Below are 24,173 nucleotides of genomic sequence, written 5' to 3' on the forward strand. Positions count from 1 at the left end.
TTATATGGCTCATCTTTCCCGCCGCCATCTGCTGCAGTCGGCAACCGCCACGGCCGTGCTGGCTTCTCTGGGCGTTCCTTCAGGTCCGCTCTGGGCCGATACGGCGCTATCGTTTGCTTCCGCCCAGGATTTCAGTTTCGAGGCCCTGATTGCGCGCGCCCGCCAATTGGCCCAGGAGGACTATCAGGCCCCGTATGAGCCGGCGCCCGAGGTCGTCCAGGAAATCGACTATGATGCCCATGGCGCGATCCAGTTCGACCGCGATGTCGCCCTGTTTGCCGATGGGCCCGGTGTCTATCCCGTTACCTTTTTCCATCTTGGCCGCTTCTTTCCCAAGCGCGTGCGCATGCACATGGTCGAGGATGGGAAGGCCAGAGAGATTCTCTACGATCCGGACTACTTCGAGATGCCGGATGACAGCCCTGCGAAGGAGTTGCCCGAGGACAGCGGCTTTGCCGGCTTCCGCTTGCATGAAGCTCGCCAGCGCGACGACTGGAAGACCCAGGACTGGGCGGCCTTCCTGGGGGCGTCCTATTTCCGCGCCATAGGGGCACTGGGCCAGTACGGCCTGTCGGCACGCGGCATCGCCGTTGACACGGCCACGGCGGGCCCCGAGGAGTTCCCGGACTTCACCGAGTTCTACATTGCCTCGGCCCCCAATCAGCAAGAGGCCGTGCAGGTCCATGCCCTGCTTGAGGGCCCCAGTGTTACCGGTGCCTTCCGCTTCGAAATCCGGCGCAACGATGGGGTGGTCATGGAAGTGGACAGCCATCTGTTCACGCGACAGCCCATCGAACGCTTTGGAATCGCGCCGCTCACCTCGATGTTCTGGTACGGGGAATACAATCGCCCGAAGATGGTAGACTGGCGGCCCGAAGTGCATGATTCCGACGGGTTGGCGCTCTGGACCGGGGCCAACGAGCGGATCTGGCGACCGCTCAACAATCCGTCCGAGCCCGTGGTTTCCAGCTTTGTAGACCGGGACCCGCGGGGCTTCGGGCTGCTGCAGCGAGATCGAAACCCCGAAAATTACCTGGATGGTGTGAACTACCACCGGCGGCCGTCGCTTTGGGTCGAACCGCTGGATGACTGGGGTGCCGGCAATGTGCAACTGGTGGAACTGTCCACCGATGACGAGATCCACGACAACATCGCGGCCTTCTGGGTGCCGGATGAGCCCGTCGAAGCGGGACAAGCCTATCGTTTCCGCTATCGCCTGCATTGGATGGAAGACGAACCCTATGCGAACGAAGAGCTGGCTCATGTCAGCGCCACGCGTATCGGGCGCGGCGGAAATGCAGGCACAGAGCGTCCGGAAGGTGTCTGGAAGTTCGTCGTGGAGTTCGAAGGTGGTGCCCTGCAGGGACGTGACCCGGACAGTCCCCCGGATATGGAGCTTTCGGCCGGGCGCGGCGGGCTGTCCAACCAGAGCACGGAGCCGGTGCCCGACAGCAAACGCTGGCGCGCCCTGTTCGACCTTGAGATCGAGGGGGATGAGCCTGTCGAACTGCGCCTGCACCTGAAGGATGACAATGGCGTCCTGAGCGAAACCTGGCTGTATCAGTTCCATCCGCCGGAGCCTGCATGAAGGCGGAGCCGGACAAAGGCTTTCACCTGGCCGTGATCGGCGCAGGGATTGCCGGGCTGGCCTGTGCCCATGAGGTGCAGGCCGCCGGTGGCCATGTCACCGTTTTCGAGAAGAGCCGCGGGACGGGCGGCCGCCTGGCGACCCGCTACCGGGGCGCACTGCGCTTCGATCACGGAGCGCAGTATGTCACGGCGCGCAGCCCGGGGTTCCGCCAGCTGGTGGATCGGGCGAGCTGCGCGGGGGCGGCAGCGGCCTGGAGTCCGCAGGGCCTTCCGGCTCTGGAGGACTGGCATGTGGGCTGTCCCGGCATGAGCCAGCTGGTCCAGCCACTGGCCGATCATCTTCAGGTCCATTTGCAGACGGCAGTGGCGCAGCTTGAGCCCGCCGGCACGCAATGGCGCCTGCTGGATGCCCAGGGTGGAGCGCTGGGCTGTTTCGACCAGGTGGTTGCGGCCATACCGGCTCCGCAGGCCCGCGCAGTTCTGCAGCCGCACAGCCCCCTGTTCGATGCCGCTGCCGACAGCATGCTCTCACCCTGCATGACGGCGCTGGTTGCCTTCGAAGAGTCCATCCGGGAGGGGCAGGACGTGATCTGTGATCGCGAGGCGGCCGTTCCCTGGGCGGCCCGGAACAGCTCGAAGCCGCAGCGGCCAACAGGCCCGGATTGCTGGGTGCTTCAAGCCGATGCCGAGTGGAGCCAGTCCTTCCTGGACGTCACGCCGGAAAAGCGGGCGGAGGCCCTGCTGGAACAGTGGCAAAGCCAGCTTGGCGGCCGCTTGCCCGACCCCTGTCATCTGGAAAGCCACAGCTGGCTTTACGCGCGGGTCGAAACGCCCCTGTCCGCCCCGTTCCTGCTGGACACCGACAAGGGGTTGTCTGCCTGTGGCGACTGGTGCCTGGGGGCCCGTGCGGAGGCTGCCTGGGACAGCGGTCGTCAACTGGGTCACATGCTGGCGGCCTTCGCCTGAAGGTCGGTATGGCATGCCTCCTCTGCCGTCTCACAGGCTCCTCACGCTCATGTGATAGGACTTGATTTCTCTTCGTTTCGCCCAGGGCCTAGTTTTTCTGGTAGCGCAAATTTCTGCGCCACAGGAACTAGGGAGAAATCATATGACTATCAGCAAATCCGTATCCGCACTTTCCGCTGCCGCCGCATTGGCCGGTGTCATGGCCCTGGGCGGCCAGACCGGCATTTCCGAAGCGCAGGCCGATGACACGGTAAAGTGCTACGGCATTGCCAAGGCCGGTGAGAATGATTGTGCCAACGCTGCCGGAACGCACTCCTGCGCCGGACAGTCCACCGAGGACTATTCCGGCCAGGACTGGAAAGCCGCAGACAGCGAGGAAGCCTGCGAGGACATGGGCGGCCAGACCCAGGCCTTTGAGGGCAGCAACGAAGAGAACGTGAAGGACTCCTGATCCAGGGGGTCGGGAGGCCAGTCATGACGGACACAACGGCCACGCCCGCCCCGGCCAGCCGCTGGCCCCTTCCCGCAGCCGCGGGAGTGGGGCTGCGGCAGGGCCACGTTCCGGACTTCCTTGCCCAACGCCAGAAGGTCGCCTGGCTGGAGGTTCATTCGGAGAACTACCTTGTGTGCGGCGGACCACGCCTGGCCGAGTTGGAGTCCATCGCCTGCGACTATCCCTTGAGCTTCCACGGCGTCGGCCTTTCACTGGGCTCGGCCGAGGGGCTGAACGAAACGCACCTGGCACGTCTGCGTCAGGCCTATGACCGTTTTGCCCCGGCTCAGGTGTCGGAACATATCGCCTGGAGCGTGGTCGATGGGGTCTACCTGAACGATCTTCTGCCCCTGCCCTACAGCGAGGAAGCGCTGGAGGTTGTCTGCCGCAACGTGGACCGGGCCCAGGAGGCCTTTGGACGCCGGATCCTGGTAGAGAATCCCTCAACCTATCTATCGCTTGCCGAGAGTGTCATACCTGAGAATGATTTCCTGGCCGAGGTGGTCCGCCGCACGGGCTGCGGCCTGCTGCTGGACGTGAACAACCTCTATGTCTGTGCCGTCAATCACGGCCGCGACCTGTCCAGCTGTTTCGACGGCTTGCCGCTTGAGGCGGTTGGAGAGGTTCACCTGGCCGGGCACGCGCGCCGGAGCGACGATCATGGGACGCTGCTGGTGGACGATCATGGCAGCCGGGTCTGTTCGGAAGTCTGGGCGCTGTACGAGCGGCTTCTTGAGCTCTCCGGTCCCCGCCCGACGTTGATCGAGTGGGATACAGCCCTTCCGCCTCTGTCCGTTCTGCTGGAAGAGGCAAGAGGGGCGGCCCGCAGGCTCGCCGAGAATGGAGCGGACTGCCATGCTGCATGACCTGCAAAGAGACATGGCGCAGGCCCTGCTTCAGGGAACCGCCGCGCAATCTATGGATGTCGCCGGGGTCCAGCCGGCTGAACGCCTGGCGGTCCATCGCATTACGGTCCAGGATTCCCTGCGCCAGACCCTGGCCGCAGCCTATCCCTGCCTGGAAGGCGTGTTGGGGGCAGGGAACTTCGGTGTGCTCGCCCGGGACTTCATCATGGACTACCCGCCACGCCGAGCTGTTCTAGCCTTCTATGGCGAGGGATTGGCGGACTATCTCGAGACCTACCGGCACACAGCCGGCAAACCCGCCTTGGCCGATCTCGCGCGTCTGGAATGGGCCTGCCTGCAGGCGGGCTTTGCCCAGGACGCGGACGCGATCACGCTGCCAGCCCTGCAGACTCTGGCGCCTGAAACCCTCCTGAAGATGGGTCTGCCGCTGCATCCGGCCACGCACCTGCTTTGCCTGGCTCACCCTGTGGACCGCTACAAGGCCGGAGAGATCACCTGGAGCGCGCTTGCCCGAGCGGACCGTCACCTGGCCATCCTGCGCAAGGAGCGTGAAGTGGCGGTCTGTGTGCTTGGACCCGGCGAGGCGGCCCTGTTCACGGCTCTGGCAGAGGGACAGGGGCTGGAAGCGGCCGCGGAGCGTGCTTTCGCGCGGGATCCGGCATTCGACCTGCAGCATTTCCTGGTGAAATTCCTGCCGCTTGGAGCCTTCACCTTTCCGACGGACGGATGAACGACGGGTAAAGGAAAACGGAAATCATGGACTCTTCAATGGAGCAAAGGACGATGGCGCAGAGTGATCTCTTGACCAGATGGTTGCCGCAATGGCGGCGCAGGACGACTCAACTGGAGTATCTGGGCATGCCGCTGCTGCTGCTTGCGGCGCGCATCTGGATCGGCCTGATCTTCTTCAATGCCGGCTGGGCGCGCATCACCAACTGGAGCAGCCAGGACTTCCTGTTCTCGCAGATTCACCCGGTTCCCTTCCTGCCGGCGGCCCTGGCAGCACCGCTGACCACGGCGGGTGAACTGGGCCTGTCGATTTTGCTGATGGCGGGATTGGCCGGGCGCTTCTCGGCCCTGGGCCTTCTGATCATGACGGCCGTGATCCAGTTCGTCGTCGGCCAGACGCCGCAGGGACAGGAAAATGCCATCGCCAATCCGGTGCACTATTTCTGGATGTTCCTGCTGCTGCTGGTCCTGGTGCGCGGGCCCGGCCTGCTGTCTCTGGATGCCTTGATCGGCCGCCTGCTTCCGGGCACTGGCCGGAAAACACAACGGGCCGGGTGAAATGACCGACGGGCGGCCCTATATTGCAGGAACTCCCATGGGATTGCTGACAGACATAAGGGTCAACCATGTTTTTCCTGAAGCGCAGTGCGGAAATGCCCACACCCGGTCGCGAACTGCCCGGGCGCGATGAAGCGATCGTCGAACCCGGTACGCACCATGTGAACGGGCGGCCCCTGGCACCGCCCTATCCGGAGAGCCTGGAAACCGCGGTTTTCGGCATGGGCTGCTTCTGGGGGGTCGAGCGCCTGTTCTGGCAGCTTCCTGGTGTCTACTTAACCGCCGTCGGATATGCCGGAGGGGCCACGCCCAATCCCACCTATGAAGAGGTCTGTTCGGGCGGCACCGGTCATACGGAGGCCGTGCAGGTGGTCTACGATCCGGCCCAGGTCAGCTATCGCGACCTGCTGAAGGTTTTCTGGGAGGAACACGATCCGACCCAGGGCCTGCGCCAGGGCAACGACGTGGGCAGCCAGTACCGCAGCGCCATCTACTACAGCAGTGAAGCCCAGCGCCAGGAGGCCGAACAAAGTGCCAAGACCTATCAGGAAGCCTTGTCGGCCAGGGGCTATGGCGCCATTACCACCGAGATCCGGGAAGCCGGGCCGTTCTACTTTGCCGAGGAGTATCACCAGCAGTATCTGGCGAAGAATCCGGGCGGCTATTGCGGCGTGGATGGTACCGGGGTCGCTTGCCCGTTGCCCACGGGAGTGGTGGCCGAAGGCTGACGGTCCGGCCCGCGCATGCCCGAGACGCTACGCATACGCCGGCTTGTGCACGAAGATGCGGGAATCTTTTGCCGCCTGCGCTGCGAGGGTTTCGCCTCGGAGCCGGCCAGCTTCCGCTACTCCGCCGCCGACGAACAGCACCTGCCCCTGGACTATACGCAACAGCGGCTTGCCGAAACGCATGTGCTTGGGGCCTTTCGCGGTGACGAACTGGTGGGCATTTCCGGCTATGCACGCCTGAGCGGCTGCAAGCTCCGGCACAAGGGCCTGATCTGGGGCATGTATGTGCGGGCCAGCGAGCGCGGACAAGGCATTGCAAGAGAACTGTTGCTTCAACTGATAGAGCGGGCGGCGCAGGAGGTTTCCCTGCTGCAGCTGACCGTGGTTGCCAACAACACAGCTGCGCTCCGCCTCTACCAATCCCTTGGCTTCCGAAGCTATGGCCGGGAACCGCGCTCGATTCGGGAAGCTGTTCATTTGAGCTGGACCGAGGAAGCTGGAGTTACCAAGCTTAAACACGATGGGTAGACATTAAGCGGCTGGGAGGGCGACATGGCCAGGATTCACGTCAACGGTGTCGATCTGTTCTACGATTTTTCTGGGAATGTAGGGGAGGCCGTCGCGCTTGTGCACGGATCCTGGGCTTCGCACCGGGATTGGGAATTTGTCGCTCCGGAACTCTCCAAATCTCACCGTGTGCTCACCTACGATCGACGCGGGCATTCACAAAGCGAGCGTCCACCGGGTCAGGGGAGCATCCGTGAGGACGTGAATGACCTGGCTATACTCATCGAGGAGCTTGGCCTGCCGCCCGCATGGGTGGTGGGCAATTCTCTCGGGGCGTCGATTGCGCTTCGGTTGGCGGCGGAGCGACCAGATCTGCTGCGGGGCGTCGTGGCGCACGAACCGCCACTTTTCTCGCTCCTCTCGGAAGACCCGGCTCAACGGCCAATGTTACAAGAGATCGAGCATCAGCTCGGGATCGTAGCTAGCTATATCGATGCTGGTGAACATGCGCGTGCAGCCGAACGCTTCATGGATGAGGTGATATTCGGCCCCGGAGCGTGGGAACACATGCCGCAGGAGGTCCGAGATGAAATGACGGAGAACGCCCCGTCCTTTCTAGATGAGTTCAATGATCGTGAGATGATGGCGATCGATATCGAAGCTCTCCAACAGCAGCGTCTTCCCATTTTGCTCACTACCGGCGGCCAAAGTCCGCCGCTGTTCGCACCCGTTATTGATGCTCTAGCGGCCATCATACCCGAAATGGAAGTGTATTGCTTCGAACAGGCGGGGCATATTCCCCACGTCACTCATCCGGAGCCGTATATAGACGCCACAAGGCGCTTCATCGGGACCGCGCAAGTTTGAGCGAAAAGAGACGGCGGTTCCAACGCCGCCGTCCAGCGCGGGCATCAAACGTTGGATATTTTTCCCTAGCGCCCTTCGCGGTACCAGGCGGCCATGAGGCCGCCGAGGATCAGGGCCAGAAGCAGCAGTCCGGGCAGCAGGGGTGTGCGCTCGACACCGGTCACGCGATAGCTCTGGCGGTCCAGGACACCCATCCATCCGGCGCCGTGACGGTCGCGTCCCTGGGCAACCTTGCGCAAGGCCGGCACAGTTTCCTCATGCAGTTCGGCCAGGCCGCCACCGCTGTCCGCGCGCAAGGGTTCCAGGATCTCTGCTGTTGCGCGCGGATCTTCGAATTCCTTTGCGTTGATCGCGCCCAGGGCGGCGAGCGCCAGCAAATCCCTCTGCTCCACGCGATAGAGGCCCTGCTGCTCGATGGGCAGACTGGCCTGGAATCGACCCGGTTCGCTCTGCTCCAGGGTCACGCTGCGGGTCTGCCCGTCCGGCAGGGTGACTTCCACGGGGTCCGTGTCGTCGGCAAGTGAGCGCCGCGTGATCACAAGACGGTCCTCGCGCACTTCGGCCAGAAGGTCCTCCTCCTCCAGATCCGGCTCCTTCATCAGCCAGTGCGCGATCCGGCGCACCAGTTCGCGCTGGGGGCCGCCCCCATCATAACCCCGGCCCCAAAGCCAGATCTGGTCACTGGACAGCTGCGCCACCCGGCCCTGCTCCTGCCGCGTGAGCAGAAGCAGGGGCCTGTCGCTGGCGCCTGACATGAGGACGTCCGCCTGGCCAGGGTCGTTGTCGATCAGGCGGAACCATTCACCCCAGGCCGGCTGTCCGTTCTTGTCGCGCGGCACCTGTCTGAGCAGGCTGCTGGTCACGGGATGTCGCTCGCCGGTTTCCGTCACATCCGGCCGATAGGGCTGCTCGAAGATCTCGCCCGTGGGGGCTGCGGGCAGCACGCGGCGCAGGCCGGTGCGCCAGAGGGACATGGGCGAGACATAGTCCGGGCCGGAGACATCCAGCAGGGCGCCGCCGTTCTCCACATAGGCCGCAATGTTGTTGTAGTAAGCGGTTGGAAGGACGCCGCGACGCTGGTAGCGGTCGAAGACCACCAGGTCGAACTCCGGCAGCTTGACCTCGAAGAGCTCGCGCGTGGGAAAGGCGATCAGCGACAGCTCGTCGATGGGCGTGCCGTCCTGCTTTTCGGGGGGACGCAGGATCGTGAAGTGCACCAGGTCAACGGAGGGATCGGACTTCAGGATGTTGCGCCAGGCACGGCTTCCCGGGTGCGGCTCGCCGGAGACCAGCAGAACACGCAGGCGGTCGCGCACGCCGTTGACCGTGGTTGCCACGCGGTTGTTCAGTTCGGTCAGTTCCTCGGGCGCGGCTGCCACTTCCAGTTCCAGGATGGAGGCGCCGCGGCGTTCCAGAGTAAAGGGCAGTTCCCGGGTTTCGCCCACCGGCACCTCGAGCCGTTCCACCGGCTTTCCGTTCAGGGAAAGGATAACCTCGGCCTGGCCGTCGCCCTGAACACCGCCCAGGTCCTCCACGCGGAAGCGCAGGCGCTCGGGCTGATCCACCAGGGCGAAGGCGGGCAGATCCTCGACCGTGATGCGTCGGTCGCGTTCGTCCTCCTGCCCGGTTTTCAGATGATGAACCGGGGCATCCACGCCCAGGTCCTGCGACACTTCAGGCGTGTCGTGGATCCGTCCGTCGCTGATCACGAAGATGGCCGAGACACGTGCACGTCCGATGTCGGACAGGCTGGTGGAAATGTCCTGGAACAGCTGCGTGCCGGCGGCGCGGCCGCCGCCTTCACCGCGGCTTTCCAGGACCTGGATCCGGGTATTGTCCAGGGTTTCCAGCTCTTCTCTCAGTCGGATGAGCGCCTGCTCCGTCTGCTCGGGACGAGGGGCAATACGGGTCTGGCTGGCACTACGATCGACCACGACCAGGGCCACATCGTCACGCGCTTCGCGGTCTTCACGGACTACGGCAGGGTTGGCCAGGGCCAGCAGCAGTACAGCCAGGACCAGGCTGCGTGGAAGCAGGCCAGATGCGCGATTGAAGAGGCCAAGCAGCAGCAGGCCCAAGGACAGGACCGCAGCAGCCAGCAGAAGCCAGGCGGGTATAACGGGACTGAAGGTCAGGGAAAGTGCATCAAGCATGTCACTGTCCCAGCCGTTCAAGGATGAAGGGTACGTGCACCTGATCGGACTTGTAGTTTCCGGTCAGGGCATACATCACGAGGTTGACCCCGAAGCGGAAGGCCATTTCGCGCTGGCGCTCCCCGCCGGGGATCACGGCGGACAGTGGACGCCCGCCCTCGTCGACCGCCCAGGCCGAGGCCCAGTCGTGACTGCCGATGATCACCGTGGCAACGCCATCATGGCGTGTTTCGTCGGTCTCCTCGACCCAAAGCGTTTCGCCTGCATAACGTCCGGGGAATTCCTGCAGCAGGTAAAAGGCCCGCGTGAGCACATGATCCTCCGGCACGGGGACAAGGCGCGGTATCTCGATCCCGGATGTCAGGCGTTGCAGTCGGCTGTCCCCATCCACGCGGCTGCCCCGCCCGTCACCCAGGTCCAGCAGGAGTGTGCCGCCGTGATCGAGATAATCCTGCAGTGCCCTCTCGGCGGCCCGGTCCGGAGGCGCCTGCTGTTCCGAAACGGGCCAGTACAGCAGCGGATAGAAGGCCAGTTCGTCCTCGCCGGGGCGTACGCCCATGGGCGGGCCCGGCTCGATGGTCGTGCGCTGCGTCAGGACCTGGCCGAGACCGACCAGACCGGCCCGGCTGCTTTGGTCCAGCTCGGGATCGCCGGTTTGCACATAGGCCAGGGTGGTTTCCAGGCTGGCCTGGAGCGCACGCTGCTGCTTCTGCTCCGACTGTGCCTGTACATCGGTTGACAGGGTGAGGCCAGCCAACAGGGCGAAGGCCAGAAGAGCCGTGCCCCTTCGCAGCTGGGGCCGGATCGGCAACAGTCCCCGCATGCCAAGGGAGATCAAGAGGTCCAGCAGCGCCAGTCCCAATGCTGCGCTCAGCAACCAGGGCAACAGGGGACGTTCGGGGCCGGTTTCATGGCTGCGCTCCGTGCCATATTCGCCAAGCGAGGGCAGGGTTTCCGCGTCAGTCAGAGCAGGTGCGAGATTCAGGGCCTGGCGGCTTATATCGCTCCCATAGTAGCCTGGCGACTGGCGCGGTCCAATCTGGGCTGTGCCTGCCTCTTGCGGCAGAGGGTGCACCTCGGGCGCCGGATCCTGCAGTCTTCCGAAACCATCCAGAACCTGCCAGGCCGGCAGGGGGCCGTCTCCCTCTCCGCTGACTCCGGCCGAGAAGGCAACAAGACGGCGGAGAAGCTCTACGTAAAGACCGGAGAGTGGCAGGTTGCTCCAGGCAGGCCCAGCCGAGGTATGCACAAGCACCAGCCAGCCCTCTCCGCGCTGTTCGGCGGTGATCAGGGGGGTGCCATCCTGCAGCCGTGCCCAGGTCTTCTCGTTCAGGCCAAGGTCAGGCCGGGCCAGGACCTGGCTGGAGACTGTGACCTCTTCCGATACCTCCAGTCCGGCCAGTGGACTGTCTTTGGGAAAATCGTCCAGGGCAATCGGCTGGTCCCAGGTCAGTGTGCCGCCCAATGTACGCCCCCCCTGCCGAAGCTCCACGGGCAACAACCGCGGATTTTCCGCTTCGGCCAGTCGCGGTCCGGCGAAACGCAGAAGCAGCCCACCCTGGCGGATCCAGGGATCGAGCTGCTGAGCCTCGCTCTCGTCCAGAATACGGTCCGGCAGGGCGATCAATGCCTGGGGCGTTTCCAGAAGCCGTGCCAGGGGTGCCTCGGTCACCTGGGTGAAGGGCGACAGGGCACGTGTCAGATAGTAGCTGTCACTCAACAAGGGCTGCCGGCGTTCGCTGTCGCTGGCCAGCGGCAGTCCCACAGGCCGCCTTCGCCAGCGCTCGTCACTGAGAGCCACAACATTGGCGCCAGCCTCGCCTTCCAGGCTCAGCCGTTCGACCCGGTTGCGCAGCGTAAGTGGCAACTCCAGCGTAATTGTGGTTTCCAGACTCCCGGGCGGAAAATCGGCCGGTTGGCGATCCAGGACCCGGCCCTCGCCATCCTGTACCAGCAGTGCGACGCTTTCCTCATAACCTTCGGACAGACGCTGCACGGCAACTTTCAGGTGACTGGCGGTCTCGCGTGGCGGCTGTAGAAGATGGGGCAGGCGTTCGCTTGCGGGTCGGTAAACCGTCAGGTCGCCCAGGCGGTCCAGGCGATCGCCCAGGCTGTCGATACCACCTCTGTCCGTGTTGTCGGACACGACGCCGTCACTCAGCCAGTAGGGCACCACATCGGTGTCGCGTGGAAATTCGCGAAGCGCGCTTGCCAAATCTTCATGCTGCGGTGGCCAGGGTCTGGGTTCGATCACGGCCAGGCGTTCGCGGGCCGTGGCAACATCCAGCGGCTCGAAGCCAGGATCCTCTCCTTCCGGATCGGCGGTTGTCAGGAGATAGACGGTACGGTTCTCGCGTTCGGCCTGTGTCAGCAGGCGCTCGGCAACGCTGCGGGTTTGCTGCCAGTTGCGGGCGGCCGACCAGCCGTTGTCGATGACGATCAGGAAAGCGCCCTCCTGCCGCGCCGCGGGTTGGGGATTCAAAAGCGGCTGCGACAAAGCCAGGATGACCAGCCCGGCCAGAAGGAAGCGCAGCGCCAGCAGCCACCAGGGCGTGCGGGCAGGCGTCTGTTCGGCGGGCTTGAGGCCAAGCAGCAGCCCGATCGCCGGGAAGGTCTGGTGGCGCGGCGCCGGTGGCGTGACGCGCATCAGCCACCAGAGGGCCGGGAGGCCGAGAAGGGCCAGTAACAGCCAGGGACTGGCAAAGGCAAGAGGGCCGAGAGCGAGCATCAGAGCTCTCCCGCTGTCGGGCCGTCACTGAGGCCTTGATACAGCATCAGAAGTTGCTGTTCTGCCGAGGACCCGGTGCTGTGCAGGCTGTAGCTCCAGCCAAGAGACCTGGCGGCATCCGCCAGACGGGCGCGTTGCTTCTCGAGGGCGTGCAGATAGTCCGAGCGCAGGCTCTCACTGCGATTGACCAGCCAGGAGGGCTCGCCTTCAAGGCCGCGGAAGCGGATGCGGCCCTGATAGGGAAAGGCAAGTTCGGCGGGGTCCAGCACCTGGACCAGTTGCCCCTGGATCCCGTTCTCGGCATAGCGCCGCAAATGGTCGTGGATCTGGTCGTCGACCTTCAGGAAGTCGCCGAAAAGCAGCAGGCGGGCATAGCGGGGCACACGCGGATCATGCGGCAGGTCTGCGGCGGCCGGCCCGGTCGAGGCCTGCTGCTGTTCAAGCTCCAGGCACAGGCGGGACAATGCCGCACGGCCCGTGGCCGGTGGGCGTGGCGACTCCAGCAGGGCCACGCGTTCACCGGCTTTGAGCAGCAGGCAGGCCAGCGCCATGGCCAGCAGATTGGCCCGCGCTTGCTTCGTGGGCAGTTGGCGCTGATCGGAGGTCCAGTCCATGGAGGCAGAGGGGTCGCACCACAGCCAGAGGGACTGTGCCGCTTCCCACTCCTGCTCGCGGACATAAAGCCGGTCGCTCTTGGCGCTCTGTCGCCAGTCGATCTGCTGCAGGCGGTCCCCGGTCTCATAGGGTCGGAATTGCCAGAAGGCTTCCCCTTGCCCCGTTCGCCGGCGTCCATGCAGACCCTGGGCGACCGTGGCGGCCACGCGCTCGGCGGCAACCTGCAGGGCCGGCAAGGGTCCGGCCAGGCGTTCGGCCTCCTGCCTCAGCGGTGCGGCTGAAGGTCCCGTTCTTCCCGGCATGGCGGCCATGACCTTGCGTCCTTATGCGTAGGGTCGGCTGAGCTGCTCGATGATGTCCTCGACACCGATACCCTCGGCTCGGGCCGCGAAATTCAGGGCCATGCGGTGGCGCAGGACCGGCGCTGCCAGGGCAACGACATCGTCGAGCGAAGGCGCAAGGCGGCCATCCAGAAGGGCACGCGCCCGCACGGCCAGCATCAGGGCCTGGCTGGCACGCGGGCCCGGACCCCAGGCCACATGGCGGCGCACGTCCTCCAGCCCGGTGCTTTCCGGGCGTCCTTGCCGCACCAGGGCCAGTATGGCCTCGACCACCTGTTCGCCCACGGGGATGCGCCGCAGCAGCGCCTGGGCCTTCATCAGTTCGGCCGCATCGAAGACCTGGGGAACTTCCGTCTTCTCGGCTCCGGTGGTGGCCAGCAGCATCTGGCGCTCGGCCTCCAGGTCCGGGTAGTCCACGTCGATTTCCATGAAGAAGCGGTCGAGCTGGGCTTCCGGCAGGGGGTAGGTCCCTTCCTGTTCCAGGGGGTTCTGGGTGGCCAGGACGTGGAAGGGCTGTGGCAGGTCGTAGGACTGACCGCCAACCGTGACGCGCTGTTCCTGCATGGCCTGCAGCAGGGCTGATTGCGTGCGCGGGCTGGCGCGGTTGATCTCGTCGGCCATCAGGACCTGGGCAAAGATGGGGCCCGGCACGAAGCGGAAACTGCGGCTGCCGTCGGCCAGCTGGTCCAGCACTTCGGAGCCGACAATATCAGCCGGCATCAGGTCGGGCGTGCACTGAATTCGGCGGTCCTCAAGGCCGAAAACCCGGCCAAGGGTCTCCACCAGGCGCGTCTTGGCCAGGCCCGGAACGCCGACCAGAAGGACATGGCCTCCGGCCAGCAGGGAAATAAGAGTTTGATCGATGACGGCCTGCTGCCCAAATATGACTTGTCCGACAGCGCTGCGCAGGCTTTGCAGTCGCCGTCCCAGGGAATCGATTTCTGCGGCGACCTGCTCGGCCTCGGCTTCGGAAAGGGAAGCAGCGTTTGTCATCACGTTAACCGCGTCTCCTGTTCTGGCGAGTCTGATGGAGTGGTACATGGCCATGACCTCGAACGAAAGCCCGGCAGCCTCAAGCATAGACGGACAGCAGGGCGCTGGCGAGTCGCCAGCGCCGTCTGCGGAGGACTTTCCGTCCTGTGGCGATTTCGACATGCGGATCGCCCGTGACGGCACCTGGTTCTATCGCGGCACACCCATCGGGCGCATGCAGCTGGTCAAACTCTTTTCCACCGTTTTGCGGCGAGAAGATGACGGCACCTACTGGCTGGTGACGCCTGTCGAGCGCGGCCGCATCGAGGTGGAGGATGCGCCTTTCATCGCCGAGGAACTGCAGGAAGAGAGCGATGGCCCTGAGCACGTGCTCAGCTTCCGCACGAATGTCGATGATTGGGTTGTGCTGGACAGCGATCATCCCCTGCGCGTAGAGCAGGACCCTGAAACCGGGGAACCCAGACCCTATATAACAGTCAGAAACAATCTTGAGGCCCGTCTGGCCCGTTCGGTGTTCTATCACCTGGTGGAGCTGGCGGTACCCGGAACGCACAATGGGGAGGAAACACTGGGGATATGGAGCAGGAACACCTTCTTTCCCCTGGAGAAAGCGGTCTAGACGCGCTTGACCTGGAACGGGTAAGCCGGCGTTTGCGCCAACGCGCGCCGCTGGCAAACGGGCACGATCCGAAGCCGTTCGTGCGCCCGCCCGCCCAATCCGATCATGGGCTACGCGGGGATCACGAACTGAACCCTGACATCGACTTCTATGATCCTTCCATGGAGTTGCGCGCGGCCTCCGTCCTGGTGCCCCTGGTGGAGCGCTCAGAGGGTCTGAATATCCTCCTGACCCAGCGTGCCGGTCACCTTTCCTGCCATGCTGGCCAGATCTCCTTTCCCGGAGGACGGCTTGAGATGCGCGACAATGGCCCCTTGGCCTGCGCGCTGCGCGAAACGGAGGAGGAGATCGGCTTGCCGCGCAGCCAGGTGCGGCCTTTGGGACAGCTGGAAACCTATATCACGCGCACGGGCTTTGAGATCACGCCCTTCGTCGGCGCCTTGCAGCCGCCCCTGGAACTGAAGCCGGATCCCGGTGAAGTCGAGGAAATCTTCGAGATTCCGTTGTCCTTCGTGCTCAACGAGCAGAACTGTCGCACGGAAAGCCGGGAGTTCCGTGGCAAACAACGCCATTTCTACGTCTATCCCTATGGCGAGCGCTATATCTGGGGTGCCACCGCCGGCATGCTGAAAAACCTTTGCGAGCTGCTGCTCCCAGCCCGATAATTCACGCCCATTTTCTGCATTCATGAGAGGTCCATGGAGGAAAGGCACGCAGCCGCGCGGCGAATCACGCCACCGTCTCTGGGTCCTCCAGACGCCACGGCCGAGGTGCTGGAGGCTCTGAAAGTCGGTGCCGTGGAGGTGCGCTATGTGGGCGGCTGTGTCCGTGACAGCCTTCTGGGGCGTCCCTTGAGCGACATCGACCTGGCGACTCCGGCGCCGCCGGAGAAGGTGATGGAGTTGTTGCAGACGGCGGGCGTCAAGGTGATTCCCACCGGCCTGTCCCATGGAACGGTCATGGCTGTTTCTCGCGGCCAGCCTTTCGAGATCACGACCCTGCGCCAGGATGTGGAAACCGACGGACGCCGGGCGGTGGTCGCCTTCACCGATTGCTGGCGGTCTGATGCGGCGCGGCGCGACCTGACGATGAATGCCCTTTCCTGCGATCCCGAGGGCTGGCTTTACGACTATTTCGGTGGCCTGGAGGATCTCGAGGCCGGACGGGTTCGTTTCATCGGTGATCCGGCCGTTCGCATTGCCGAGGATTACCTGCGCCTGCTGCGCTTCTATCGTTTCCTGGCTCATTACGGGCGGACGCGGCCCGAGGAGTCCGCCCTGCGCGCCACGGCAGAGGCGGCGCCGAAGCTGGCCAGACTGTCGGGGGAGCGCGTGCGTGTGGAGCTGCTGAAGCTGCTGGCCGCGCCGGCACCGGAGAGCAGCCTCGCCTTGATGGAGGAACAGCGCATCCTGCCCCATTTGCTGGAAGACCCGCTGTCGGTGGCCAGCCTGGCGCGCTTGCGTACCGGCCTGCCCGACAGCGCGCCCCTGTTGAGGCTTGCCGCCCTGCTGCCGGCCTCGGCCGAGGCCGCCGGTCGAACGGCCGCGCGCCTTCGCCTGTCACGGGCCGAAGCCAGGCAGCTTCAGGACTACTGCCAACCGGATGCCTTCCGGGAGATGCCGCCGGGACAGCAGAAGCTGCAGCGGGCCCTGCATGAGCGCGGCCGCGATCTTGTCTTGGCCCAGCTGGCCCTGGCGGCAGCCCGCAGGAATCAGGCCCTGCCCGAGGCCGTCCTGGCCACGGCGCGGGACTGGCGGGCAATTCCCCTGCCAGTCACCGGGGCGGATCTTCTGGCCGAGGGGATGGAACGTGGCCCCGAACTGGGTGCGGCGCTGCAGGCTCTGGAGGACTGGTGGTTGCAGCAGGACCGCAAACCTGACCGTCAGGCCCTGCTGGCGCGCTTCCGCCAACAGCGGCAGGCAGCGCAGGAGCGGCAATGAAGCGCGGATTGCTCTCATCCCGGGGAACCGGTCCCGAGGCGGTGACATGAAGGCCGGAAACAAGATAACGGGAGCCCGCCTGCGGATCGTTCTGGCGCCGGATGTGGCCCTGGGACCCGGGAAGGCGGATATCCTGGAGGCGATACGCGATACCGGCTCCATCGCCGCGGCCGGGCGCCGTCTGGGCATGAGTTACCGGCGGGCCTGGCATCTGGTGGAAAGCCTGAATGCCTGTTTCCGAGAACCGCTGGTGGAAACCCATCGTGGTGGAAAATCCAGGGGCGGTGCCAGTCTGAGCGAGACCGGCCAGCACGTTCTGACCAGCTATAGGCGCATGGAGAGGCTAACCCATGCTGCTATCGCCGAGGAGCTGGACGGTCTGCGCAATGAGTTGCTGGAGGAGGCGGAGGGGAAATAGCCTTTGACCCCCTGGCCAAAGGTTCGTTATGTTCAATCAGACATAACGCGGGAGGCGCAAGTTCATGCGACGTGTAGTCCCTTTGCGTGGCTTTGGCGCTGTCCTTGCCGGGACCCTGCTGGCCATTTTCATGGCAAGCGGACAGCTGCGTGGCCAGGAACCACCGGTCATCGCCGCGGCTGCCAGTCTGCAGTTTGCCCTGGAGGACATCGCGGAGGATTTCGAGGACCAGACGGGCGAACCGCTGCGCTTGTCCTTCGGTTCGTCGGGTAACCTGATGCGGCAGATCCGCCAGGGCGCGGGCTTCGCGATCTTCCTCTCGGCGGACGAGGCCTATGCCCTGGATCTTGTCCGCGCGGGTTTTGCCGAGGACGACGGTGTGCTCTATGCTGTCGGCCGCCTGGCCCTGGTGGTTCCGGACGGATCTTCCCTGCAGGCAGACGGCCAGCTGGAGGATCTGCAGCAGGCCCTGGAGGACGGACGGCTGCGCCGCTTTGCCATCGCCAATCCGGAGCATGCGCCCTATGGCATGCGCGCCCGCGAGGTTCTTGAGCACAAGGGCCTGTGGCAGGCCATCCAGCCCAAGCTGCTGCGCGGGGAGAACGTCAGCCAGGCCGCCCAGTTCGCCACCTCGGGAAATGCCGATGGTGGCCTCGTTGCATATTCCCTGGCCGTCTCACCCAAACTGTCACAGCGCAGCAGCCATGCGCTGGTGCCCGAAGACTGGCACAAGCCCCTGCGTCAGCGCATGATCCGCATGAACAACGCCGGTCCGGTTGCCGAACGCTTCTATGCCTATCTGCAGAGCGAGGCGGCGCGACGTGTCTTCCGGCGCTATGGTTTTCTGTTGCCGGGGGAATCGCTGGGGCAATGAGCAGGACGACTGGACCCCGGATCTGGAAAGCGGAGTGAGCGCGATGGACTGGACCGCCTTCTGGCTTTCCCTGCGCCTGGCCCTGTTCACCATTGTCTTCCTGCTTCCCATCGGCATCCTGATGGGGCGCTGGCTGGCCTATCGCGGCTTCCGCGGCAAGGGCTTCGTGGAGGCGCTGGTCGCGCTGCCCCTGGTCCTGCCGCCCACGGTCTTCGGTTACTATCTTCTGGTGGCTTTCGGAGCAGCCTCGCCGTTGGGCCAGCTTTGGCAGGCGGCCTTCGGCCAGCCCTTGGTCTTCACCTTCGAGGCTTTGCTTCTGGCCTCGATCATCTTCAACCTGCCCTTTGCCGTGCAGCCCATGCAGCGTGGCTTCGAGGCCATACCGGGCGAGGTGCGCGAGGCCGCAGCCTGCTGTGGCCTGTCGCCCTGGAAGGCCCTTTGGCGGGTGGAGCTGCCCCTGGCCTGGCCGGGCATCCTGACCGCGATGGTCTTGAGTTTCGCGCACACCCTGGGGGAATTTGGTATTGTCCTGATGGTGGGCGGTTCCATTCCTGGCGAAACCCGAACGATCGCCATTGCCATCTATGACCGGGTCCAGGCCTTTGACGATGCCGCCGCCGGTCAGATGTCGGCCCTGCTTCTGGCCATCTCGCTGGCGACCATCGCCCTGACCTTCACCTTTTCCCGCCGCATAGGACGCCGCCTCGGATGACGGAGGAAAGTGGCCTGACCGTTTCACTGCACCAGCAGGCGCCGATTCCGCTGGCCGCGGACTTCGCCTGTGCCGCGGGAGAAGTCCTGGCTCTTGTCGGTCCTTCGGGCAGCGGCAAGTCCACAATCCTGCGGGCCATCGCCGGCACCTATCGTCCCCAATCGGGCCAAGTGCATGTGAACAGCGAGACCTGGCTGGAGACCCAACGCGGGCTCAACCGCCCCGCCCATCACCGGGCCGTGGGTATGGTCTTCCAGAGTTATGCCCTCTTTCCGCACATGACGGCACTGGGCAACATCAAGGCGGCCATGGCGAAGGCCGCCCGGTCAGAGCAGGAGCGCCGTGGCCGCGAACTGCTCGAGATGGTGCATCTTTCGGGGCTGGAAAGCCGCTATCCCGCGGAGCTGTCCGGCGGCCAGCAGCAGCGTGTGGCCGTGGCGCGCGCCCTGGCGCGCCAGCCCAAGGCGCTGCTTCTAGATGAACCCTTCTCGGCGGTGGACAAGGCCACGCGCCAGCGTCTCTATCGCGAGATCGCCCAGTTGCGCCAGAACCTGGACATGCCGGTCGTGCTGGTGACCCACGACCTGGACGAGGCCATCATGCTGGCCGACCGCCTGGTGGTGCTTCATCGCGGACGAACGCTGCAGAGCGGGCCGCCCGAAGAGGTGATCAACAGGCCGGCTTCACCGGATATTGCGCGGCTCGTGGAGCTGCGCAACCTGTTCGAGGGCAGGCTGTTGGAGATGAAGACGGGCAGCCGCCAGGGTATCCTGGACTGGGCTGGCCTGCACATGGAGGTGTCCGTGCCGCCTGGCATCGAGCTGGGCCAGATCGTGGACTGGGTCGTTCCGGATGGTTTCGTCGTCTTGCACCGGCGTGACCGGCCCTCACGCGGGGAGCACGAGAATCCCGTACCAGGCATCATCGGTCAGGCCCTCAAGGTGGGGCAGACGACCCACATCACGCTCTATCCGGATCATGCGCCCAATCTGCCTTTGCATTTCTCCGTGCCCCAGCATGTGGCCCAGCGTAACGCTATCGAGACGGGTGTGCGAGCTGCGGTCTCCCTTTTGGTCAAGGGCATCCATCTGATGGCGCGATCCGGCTGATCCGGACAGGGATCAGGGCCAGGCCGCAAGTGGTGGCAGGGACATCAGGATGGCTTCCACGTTGCCGCCAGTCTTGAGCCCGAACTGCGTGCCGCGGTCGTAGATCAGGTTGAACTCGGCATAGCGGCCGCGCTTGAACAGCTGGTGCTGGCGCTGTTCCTCGGTCCAGGGAGTCTGCATATGGCGGCGAACCAGCAGGGGATAGATCTCCAGGAAGGCCTCGCCGACGTCGCGGGTGAAGGCGAAGTCGGCTTCGTGATCGCCGCTTTCCAGGTAGTCGAAGAAGATGCCGCCCACGCCCCGGGACTCGCCGCGGTGGGGAATCATGAAGTACTCGTCGCACCACTCCTTGTAGCGGGGATAGTACGTGGGGTCGTGACGGTCGCAGGCATCTTTCAGCGCCTGGTGAAAATCTGCCGTGTCGGTGTCGTCCGGATACATGGGGTTGAGATCGGCGCCGCCGCCGAACCAGCTTTTCGTCGTCACGATGTGCCGCGTGTTCATGTGGACGGCCGGCACCAGCGGGCTCTGCATGTGGGCCACAAGGGAAATGCCGCTGGCCCAGAAACGCGGATCCTCCTCGGCCCCCGGAATCTGCTTGGCGAACTCGGAGCGGAACTTTCCGTGCACAGTGGAGACGTTGACGCCGACCTTCTCGAACACGCGCCCGTGCATGAGGGACATGACCCCGCCACCTCCGCGCGTGCCGTCGTCGTCCTGGCGGTCCCAGGCCTTGCGTTCGAAGCGGCCCGGTGGTGTGTCCCGGAAACGCTCGGCGTTCTCGCCGGTGAGTTCGTCTTCCAGGGTCTCGAAGGCCGTGCAGATGCGGTCCCGCAAAGCGGCGAACCAGCGGCTGGCTTCCTCCTTGCGGGCGGTTACCTCTGTGGTGTCCTGAAAAGCCGTCATCCGTCCTGTCCTTGCATGCGGGGAAAGTTGTCGGTCTGGCGCAGGGCCTCGCCCAGCACCATTGCACCGGCCACGGCCACGTTCAACGAACGCTGGCCCGCGGCCATGGGAATCACCAGCCGTGCGGCCGCTGCGGCATGAACTTCATCGGGCACCCCGGCCGATTCGCGGCCCAGAAGCAGTGTATCCCCCGGCTCGAAGGTGAAATGGCAGTAGCGGGTGTCCCCGTGGGTTGTCAGCAGCACCAGCCGGCCATGCCCGTTTTCGCGGTATCGCTGCCAGCTGGTATGTCGCGTGACCAGGGTGCTGGCAATATAGTCCAGTCCCGCACGCCGCAGTCGCCGGTCGTCCCAGACAAAGCCGCAGGGCTCTATGATGTCCACGGGCACCGCGGTACAGGCGGCCAGACGCAGAAGCGTGCCGGTGTTCTGGGGAATATCGGGTTGAAAAAGCGCCAGGCGCATGGCGAAGTGTCCGCGTAGTGAACGAGGAGAACGCGAGGTCATGAAGGTGCCTGTCAAGCAGTCGGTACGGATTCTTGGCAGGAAGCTGGCGTCGTGGCCTTTACTTTAGGGCGGAATTTCCTCTATATGCAGCCGGTCATGCAAGGTGACCAAGGTGCCTCTGCGGCGATGCGCCGCAAGGACCGTGACAAATCGGGGGTATGGCGGGTTTATTTCGGTCCTCACCTTCGGTAGATATGACCCCGGTCGCCTCTGTGCGACCGTGGCCGGTCATTGAGCGGTAACGACGAGGGGATACGGAGAGACATGGCAGACAGTGCGAATGCCGGGCAGGGTGGTGCCGGGCACGATGACGAAGGAACGTCGCGGCGCGACTTCCTCTATCTGGCGGTTGGAGCTGTCGGTGCAGTCGGAGCGGCTTCAGCCGTCTGGCCGCTGATCGACTCCCTGAATCCGGCAGCGGACATCCGCGCGCTGGCAACGAGCCGTGTGGACCTGAGTCCGATCGAGGAAGGCCAGGCCATCACGATCACCTGGCAGGGCAAGCCGGTTTTTATCCGCCACCGCACGTCAGAGGAAATCGAGACAGCCGAAGAGGTGCCTCTGGACGATCTGATCGATCCCGAGCCCGATGCCGAGCGTGTCATCGAACCGCAATGGCTGGTGATGGTCGGCATCTGCACGCACCTGGGCTGCATTCCGCTTGGCCAGAGTTCCAGTGATCCCAAGGGGGATTTCGGCGGCTGGTTCTGTCCCTGCCACGGGTCGCACTACGATACCTCCGGGCGGATTCGCAAAGGCCCGGCACCCCGCAACCTGGATGTGCCCACCTATGAATTCGCCGACGACACCACGATCGTGATCGGCTAAGGGATAATCGAAGCATGAGCGGTCTCAAGACAAACAACCGCGTGATCAAGTGGTTTGATCACCGCCTGCCGGTCTTCTCGTACGTCAACGAACACCTCGTCGACTATCCGGCCCCGCGCAACCTCAACTACATGTGGAATTTCGGCTCGCTGGCCGGAATCACGCTGGTCATCATGATTGCCACGGGGCTTCTGTTGGCCATGCAGTACACGCCGCATGTGGATCATGCCTTCGATTCCGTCGAGCGCATCATGCGCGACGTGAACTTCGGCTGGCTGATCCGCTACATTCACATGAACGGAGCCTCGTTCTTCTTCATCGTGGTCTATCTGCACATGTTCCGGGGGCTCTATTACGGGTCCTACAAGGCGCCGCGCGAGATTCTCTGGGGCTTGGGCGTGATCATCCTGCTGCTGATGATGGGCACGGCCTTCATGGGCTACGTGCTCCCCTGGGGGCAGATGAGCTATTGGGGCGCCACGGTGATCACCAATCTCTTCTCGGCCATACCCCTGGTGGGCGACAGCATCGTCAGCTGGCTGTGGGGCGGTTTCTCCGTCGACAATCCGACCCTGAACCGCTTCTTCGGTCTGCACTACCTGCTGCCCTTCGTGATTGCCGCGGTGGTCTTCCTGCACCTCTGGGCCCTGCACCGTTTCGGGTCCAACAATCCACTGGGTATCGATGCCAAGGGGCCGCAGGACAAGATTCCCTTCCACCCCTATTACACGGTGAAGGACCTGTTCGGCCTGGGGATCTTCCTGATCCTCTTCGCGCTGTTCATCTTCTATGCGCCGAACTACATGGGGCATCCCGACAACTATATCGAGGCCGATCCGTTGGTGACGCCGGCGCATATCGTGCCCGAATGGTACTTCCTGCCCTTCTACGCCATGCTGCGTGCGATCACCTTCGATATCTCGATCCCCTTCACGGGCATCGTCCTGATTGATGCGAAGCTGGGCGGCGTGCTGACCATGTTCGGCTCGATCCTGCTGCTGTTCTTCCTGCCGTGGCTGGACAGCTCGCCGGTGCGCAGTTCGCGCTTCCGCCCTCTGCACAAGCAGTTCTTCTGGGTGCTGGTCGTCGCCTGCCTGGTCCTGGGCTATGTCGGCTCCCAGCCGCCGGAGCAGCCCTGGGTGATCATCGGCCAGATCTCGACGGCCTACTACTTCGCGCACTTCCTGATCATCCTGCCGTTGCTGGGCCGCCTGGAACGTCCGAAGCCCCTGCCAGCATCGATCAGCGATCCGGTCCTCAAGTCAGACGGCAGTGGTGCCTCTCAGGCCAAGCCGATGGAGAAAGCCTGATGAAGAAGCTCGCTCTATCCATAACGGCCGCAATCGGCCTGCTGTTCTCCGCCAGTGCAGCCAGTGCCGCAGAGGGTGTGGCGATTCCCGAGCGGGACTGGTCCTTCCAGGGCTTCTTCGGCACCTATGACCGCGGTGCCCTGCAGCGTGGCTTTCAGGTCTATGAACAGGTCTGCTCGGCCTGTCACAGCCTGCGGTTCGTGGCGTTCCGCAACCTGTCGGATCTCGGCTACAATGATGCCGAGATTCGCGCCATTGCCGCGGAATACTCCGTCGAGGACGGGCCCGACGAGAACGGCGAGATGTTCATGCGGGATGCCACAGCCTCGGACAAGTTCCCGGCCCCCTTCGCGAACGAGGAGGCGGCCCGTGCGGCCAATGGTGGCGCCTATCCGCCGGATCTCTCGCTGATGGCAAAGGCCCGCGCGGCCGGGCCCGACTACATCTATGCCCTGCTGACCGGCTATACCGAGGCGCCCGAGGATGTGGAGCTGATGTCCGGCATGTACTATAACGAGTACTTCCCCGGTCACCAGATCGCTATGGCACCGCCCTTGAGCAACGGGATCGTCGAATATGCCGATGGAACCGAGGCAACGGTCAGCCAGATGTCGGCCGATCTCAGCGAATTCCTGATGTGGGCTGCGGAGCCCAAACTGGAAGAGCGCAAGCAGATGGGTGTGAAGGTCATCCTGTTCCTGCTGATCTTCACAGGTCTGGTCTATGCCGCCAAACGCAAGCTCTGGGCCAATTTGCACTAGGTCGTGACATGCCATGACGAAACCGGGAAAGGGCCGCCTGCGGGCGGCCCTTTCCT

Annotated in this window: 25 protein-coding genes; 19 read left to right on the top strand and 6 right to left on the bottom strand. The window is 64.2% G+C overall.

The features are described from left to right. Window positions 1-4: 4 nt before the first annotated feature. From G502_RS0107150 to G502_RS0107190, 9 genes are all read left to right on the top strand, one after another. Window positions 5-1,588, top strand: a complete 1,584-nt coding sequence (locus G502_RS0107150) for an OpgD/OpgG family glucan biosynthesis protein (protein ID WP_022727978.1) — start codon at window positions 5-7, stop codon at window positions 1,586-1,588. After that, a complete protein-coding gene (locus G502_RS0107155; protein WP_022727979.1) occupies window positions 1,585-2,556 on the top strand; it encodes an NAD(P)/FAD-dependent oxidoreductase in 972 nt (323 codons plus the stop codon). The genes G502_RS0107150 and G502_RS0107155 overlap by 4 nt, the downstream gene beginning before the upstream one ends. 142 nt (window positions 2,557-2,698) lie before the next feature. Continuing rightward, window positions 2,699-3,007, top strand: a complete 309-nt coding sequence (locus G502_RS19115) for a BufA1 family periplasmic bufferin-type metallophore (protein WP_022727980.1) — start codon at window positions 2,699-2,701, stop codon at window positions 3,005-3,007. A gap of 23 nt (window positions 3,008-3,030) precedes the next feature. After that, on the top strand, window positions 3,031-3,915 hold the full coding sequence (gene bufB / locus G502_RS19120; protein ID WP_022727981.1) for an MNIO family bufferin maturase: 885 nt from the start codon (window positions 3,031-3,033) through the stop codon (window positions 3,913-3,915). Then, window positions 3,905-4,645 (top strand): HvfC/BufC N-terminal domain-containing protein, encoded by a 741-nt coding sequence (locus G502_RS21355; RefSeq protein WP_162140955.1) that lies wholly within the window; start codon window positions 3,905-3,907, stop codon window positions 4,643-4,645. Before bufB ends, G502_RS21355 begins: the two co-directional genes overlap by 11 nt. A gap of 26 nt (window positions 4,646-4,671) precedes the next feature. Beyond that, window positions 4,672-5,202: a DoxX family protein gene (locus G502_RS19130; RefSeq protein ID WP_211217805.1), complete on the top strand. Its 531-nt coding sequence runs from the start codon at window positions 4,672-4,674 to the stop codon at window positions 5,200-5,202. 68 nt (window positions 5,203-5,270) lie between these two features. Next, window positions 5,271-5,930 carry a peptide-methionine (S)-S-oxide reductase MsrA gene (gene msrA, locus G502_RS0107180; protein WP_022727984.1) on the top strand — a complete coding sequence of 220 codons (660 nt, stop codon included), beginning with the start codon at window positions 5,271-5,273 and terminating at the stop codon, window positions 5,928-5,930. A gap of 15 nt (window positions 5,931-5,945) precedes the next feature. Continuing rightward, window positions 5,946-6,458, top strand: coding sequence for a GNAT family N-acetyltransferase (locus G502_RS19135; RefSeq protein WP_022727985.1), 513 nt, complete (start codon window positions 5,946-5,948; stop codon window positions 6,456-6,458). Window positions 6,459-6,482: 24 nt separating this feature from the next. Next, on the top strand, window positions 6,483-7,304 hold the full coding sequence (locus G502_RS0107190; RefSeq protein ID WP_022727986.1) for an alpha/beta fold hydrolase: 822 nt from the start codon (window positions 6,483-6,485) through the stop codon (window positions 7,302-7,304). 65 nt (window positions 7,305-7,369) lie between these two features. On the opposite strand, the gene G502_RS0107195 is transcribed toward G502_RS0107190, so the two are convergent. From G502_RS0107195 to G502_RS0107210, 4 genes are read right to left on the bottom strand one after another with little or no spacing between them, the layout of a single operon-like run. Next, entirely contained in the window at window positions 7,370-9,457 is a 2,088-nt protein-coding gene (locus G502_RS0107195) for a membrane protein (RefSeq protein ID WP_022727987.1), read from the bottom strand. Window position 9,458: 1 nt separating this feature from the next. Next, window positions 9,459-12,185, bottom strand: coding sequence for a DUF4159 domain-containing protein (locus tag G502_RS0107200; protein ID WP_022727988.1), 2,727 nt, complete (start codon window positions 12,183-12,185; stop codon window positions 9,459-9,461). Then, entirely contained in the window at window positions 12,185-13,111 is a 927-nt protein-coding gene (locus G502_RS0107205) for a DUF58 domain-containing protein (RefSeq protein ID WP_022727989.1), read from the bottom strand. The genes G502_RS0107200 and G502_RS0107205 overlap by 1 nt, the downstream gene beginning before the upstream one ends. 12 nt (window positions 13,112-13,123) lie before the next feature. Next, window positions 13,124-14,134, bottom strand: coding sequence for an AAA family ATPase (locus G502_RS0107210; protein WP_022727990.1), 1,011 nt, complete (start codon window positions 14,132-14,134; stop codon window positions 13,124-13,126). A 34-nt stretch (window positions 14,135-14,168) separates the two neighbouring features. Between G502_RS0107210 and G502_RS0107215 the strand changes: the two genes are divergently transcribed. The 7 genes from G502_RS0107215 (at window position 14,169) to G502_RS0107245 (ending at window position 19,806) form a co-directional block, all read left to right on the top strand. Beyond that, window positions 14,169-14,753, top strand: coding sequence for a DUF1285 domain-containing protein (locus G502_RS0107215; RefSeq protein WP_322098869.1), 585 nt, complete (start codon window positions 14,169-14,171; stop codon window positions 14,751-14,753). Continuing rightward, the gene (locus G502_RS0107220) at window positions 14,711-15,418 is read left to right on the top strand and encodes a CoA pyrophosphatase (protein ID WP_022727992.1); all 708 of its coding nucleotides are present in this window, start codon (window positions 14,711-14,713) and stop codon (window positions 15,416-15,418) included. The genes G502_RS0107215 and G502_RS0107220 overlap by 43 nt, the downstream gene beginning before the upstream one ends. A 33-nt stretch (window positions 15,419-15,451) precedes the next feature. Next, window positions 15,452-16,693 carry a CCA tRNA nucleotidyltransferase gene (locus G502_RS19140; RefSeq protein ID WP_022727993.1) on the top strand — a complete coding sequence of 414 codons (1,242 nt, stop codon included), beginning with the start codon at window positions 15,452-15,454 and terminating at the stop codon, window positions 16,691-16,693. Window positions 16,694-16,739: 46 nt separating this feature from the next. Beyond that, complete coding sequence (locus G502_RS0107230) at window positions 16,740-17,111, top strand: winged helix-turn-helix domain-containing protein (protein ID WP_022727994.1); 372 nt, start codon at window positions 16,740-16,742, stop codon at window positions 17,109-17,111. A gap of 64 nt (window positions 17,112-17,175) precedes the next feature. Then, window positions 17,176-17,985 (top strand): molybdate ABC transporter substrate-binding protein, encoded by an 810-nt coding sequence (modA, locus tag G502_RS0107235; RefSeq protein WP_051152064.1) that lies wholly within the window; start codon window positions 17,176-17,178, stop codon window positions 17,983-17,985. Between the two features lie 43 nt (window positions 17,986-18,028). After that, a complete protein-coding gene (gene modB / locus G502_RS0107240) occupies window positions 18,029-18,697 on the top strand; it encodes a molybdate ABC transporter permease subunit (protein ID WP_022727996.1) in 669 nt (222 codons plus the stop codon). Beyond that, entirely contained in the window at window positions 18,694-19,806 is a 1,113-nt protein-coding gene (locus G502_RS0107245) for an ABC transporter ATP-binding protein (RefSeq protein WP_022727997.1), read from the top strand. Before modB ends, G502_RS0107245 begins: the two co-directional genes overlap by 4 nt. A gap of 12 nt (window positions 19,807-19,818) precedes the next feature. Here G502_RS0107245 and hemF read toward each other — a convergent pair whose 3' ends face one another. Then, the gene (gene hemF, locus G502_RS0107250) at window positions 19,819-20,712 is read right to left on the bottom strand and encodes an oxygen-dependent coproporphyrinogen oxidase (protein WP_022727998.1); all 894 of its coding nucleotides are present in this window, start codon (window positions 20,710-20,712) and stop codon (window positions 19,819-19,821) included. Continuing rightward, the gene (locus G502_RS0107255) at window positions 20,709-21,176 is read right to left on the bottom strand and encodes a tRNA (cytidine(34)-2'-O)-methyltransferase (protein WP_026989183.1); all 468 of its coding nucleotides are present in this window, start codon (window positions 21,174-21,176) and stop codon (window positions 20,709-20,711) included. The genes hemF and G502_RS0107255 overlap by 4 nt, the downstream gene beginning before the upstream one ends. Before the next feature lie 306 nt (window positions 21,177-21,482). Between G502_RS0107255 and petA the strand changes: the two genes are divergently transcribed. From petA to G502_RS0107270, 3 genes are read left to right on the top strand one after another with little or no spacing between them, the layout of a single operon-like run. Further along, complete coding sequence (petA, locus tag G502_RS0107260) at window positions 21,483-22,046, top strand: ubiquinol-cytochrome c reductase iron-sulfur subunit (protein WP_022728000.1); 564 nt, start codon at window positions 21,483-21,485, stop codon at window positions 22,044-22,046. Window positions 22,047-22,060: 14 nt separating this feature from the next. Beyond that, window positions 22,061-23,356, top strand: coding sequence for a cytochrome b (locus tag G502_RS0107265; RefSeq protein ID WP_022728001.1), 1,296 nt, complete (start codon window positions 22,061-22,063; stop codon window positions 23,354-23,356). Beyond that, entirely contained in the window at window positions 23,356-24,117 is a 762-nt protein-coding gene (locus G502_RS0107270; protein WP_022728002.1) for a cytochrome c1, read from the top strand. The genes G502_RS0107265 and G502_RS0107270 overlap by 1 nt, the downstream gene beginning before the upstream one ends. The last annotated feature ends 56 nt before the right edge of the window (window positions 24,118-24,173 follow it).

The sequence above is a fragment of the Fodinicurvata sediminis DSM 21159 genome (assembly GCF_000420625.1).
In the GTDB taxonomy this organism is placed as follows: domain Bacteria; phylum Pseudomonadota; class Alphaproteobacteria; order Kiloniellales; family DSM-21159; genus Fodinicurvata; species Fodinicurvata sediminis.

Excerpts from the sequence above, each read along its gene's own strand:
- G502_RS0107150 (WP_022727978.1), top strand. The coding sequence starts at position 5 with ATGGCTCATCTTTCCCGCCGCCATCTGCTGCAGTCGGCAACCGCCACG.
- G502_RS0107155 (WP_022727979.1), top strand. The coding sequence starts at position 1,585 with ATGAAGGCGGAGCCGGACAAAGGCTTTCACCTGGCCGTGATCGGCGCA.
- G502_RS19115 (WP_022727980.1), top strand. The coding sequence starts at position 2,699 with ATGACTATCAGCAAATCCGTATCCGCACTTTCCGCTGCCGCCGCATTG.
- bufB (WP_022727981.1), top strand. The coding sequence starts at position 3,031 with ATGACGGACACAACGGCCACGCCCGCCCCGGCCAGCCGCTGGCCCCTT.
- G502_RS21355 (WP_162140955.1), top strand. The coding sequence starts at position 3,905 with ATGCTGCATGACCTGCAAAGAGACATGGCGCAGGCCCTGCTTCAGGGA.
- G502_RS19130 (WP_211217805.1), top strand. The coding sequence starts at position 4,672 with ATGGACTCTTCAATGGAGCAAAGGACGATGGCGCAGAGTGATCTCTTG.
- msrA (WP_022727984.1), top strand. The coding sequence starts at position 5,271 with ATGTTTTTCCTGAAGCGCAGTGCGGAAATGCCCACACCCGGTCGCGAA.
- G502_RS19135 (WP_022727985.1), top strand. The coding sequence starts at position 5,946 with ATGCCCGAGACGCTACGCATACGCCGGCTTGTGCACGAAGATGCGGGA.
- G502_RS0107190 (WP_022727986.1), top strand. The coding sequence starts at position 6,483 with ATGGCCAGGATTCACGTCAACGGTGTCGATCTGTTCTACGATTTTTCT.
- G502_RS0107195 (WP_022727987.1), bottom strand. The coding sequence starts at position 9,457 with ATGCTTGATGCACTTTCCCTGACCTTCAGTCCCGTTATACCCGCCTGG.
- G502_RS0107200 (WP_022727988.1), bottom strand. The coding sequence starts at position 12,185 with ATGCTCGCTCTCGGCCCTCTTGCCTTTGCCAGTCCCTGGCTGTTACTG.
- G502_RS0107205 (WP_022727989.1), bottom strand. The coding sequence starts at position 13,111 with ATGGCCGCCATGCCGGGAAGAACGGGACCTTCAGCCGCACCGCTGAGG.
- G502_RS0107210 (WP_022727990.1), bottom strand. The coding sequence starts at position 14,134 with ATGACAAACGCTGCTTCCCTTTCCGAAGCCGAGGCCGAGCAGGTCGCC.
- G502_RS0107215 (WP_322098869.1), top strand. The coding sequence starts at position 14,169 with ATGGAGTGGTACATGGCCATGACCTCGAACGAAAGCCCGGCAGCCTCA.
- G502_RS0107220 (WP_022727992.1), top strand. The coding sequence starts at position 14,711 with ATGGAGCAGGAACACCTTCTTTCCCCTGGAGAAAGCGGTCTAGACGCG.
- G502_RS19140 (WP_022727993.1), top strand. The coding sequence starts at position 15,452 with ATGGAGGAAAGGCACGCAGCCGCGCGGCGAATCACGCCACCGTCTCTG.
- G502_RS0107230 (WP_022727994.1), top strand. The coding sequence starts at position 16,740 with ATGAAGGCCGGAAACAAGATAACGGGAGCCCGCCTGCGGATCGTTCTG.
- modA (WP_051152064.1), top strand. The coding sequence starts at position 17,176 with ATGCGACGTGTAGTCCCTTTGCGTGGCTTTGGCGCTGTCCTTGCCGGG.
- modB (WP_022727996.1), top strand. The coding sequence starts at position 18,029 with ATGGACTGGACCGCCTTCTGGCTTTCCCTGCGCCTGGCCCTGTTCACC.
- G502_RS0107245 (WP_022727997.1), top strand. The coding sequence starts at position 18,694 with ATGACGGAGGAAAGTGGCCTGACCGTTTCACTGCACCAGCAGGCGCCG.
- hemF (WP_022727998.1), bottom strand. The coding sequence starts at position 20,712 with ATGACGGCTTTTCAGGACACCACAGAGGTAACCGCCCGCAAGGAGGAA.
- G502_RS0107255 (WP_026989183.1), bottom strand. The coding sequence starts at position 21,176 with ATGCGCCTGGCGCTTTTTCAACCCGATATTCCCCAGAACACCGGCACG.
- petA (WP_022728000.1), top strand. The coding sequence starts at position 21,483 with ATGGCAGACAGTGCGAATGCCGGGCAGGGTGGTGCCGGGCACGATGAC.
- G502_RS0107265 (WP_022728001.1), top strand. The coding sequence starts at position 22,061 with ATGAGCGGTCTCAAGACAAACAACCGCGTGATCAAGTGGTTTGATCAC.
- G502_RS0107270 (WP_022728002.1), top strand. The coding sequence starts at position 23,356 with ATGAAGAAGCTCGCTCTATCCATAACGGCCGCAATCGGCCTGCTGTTC.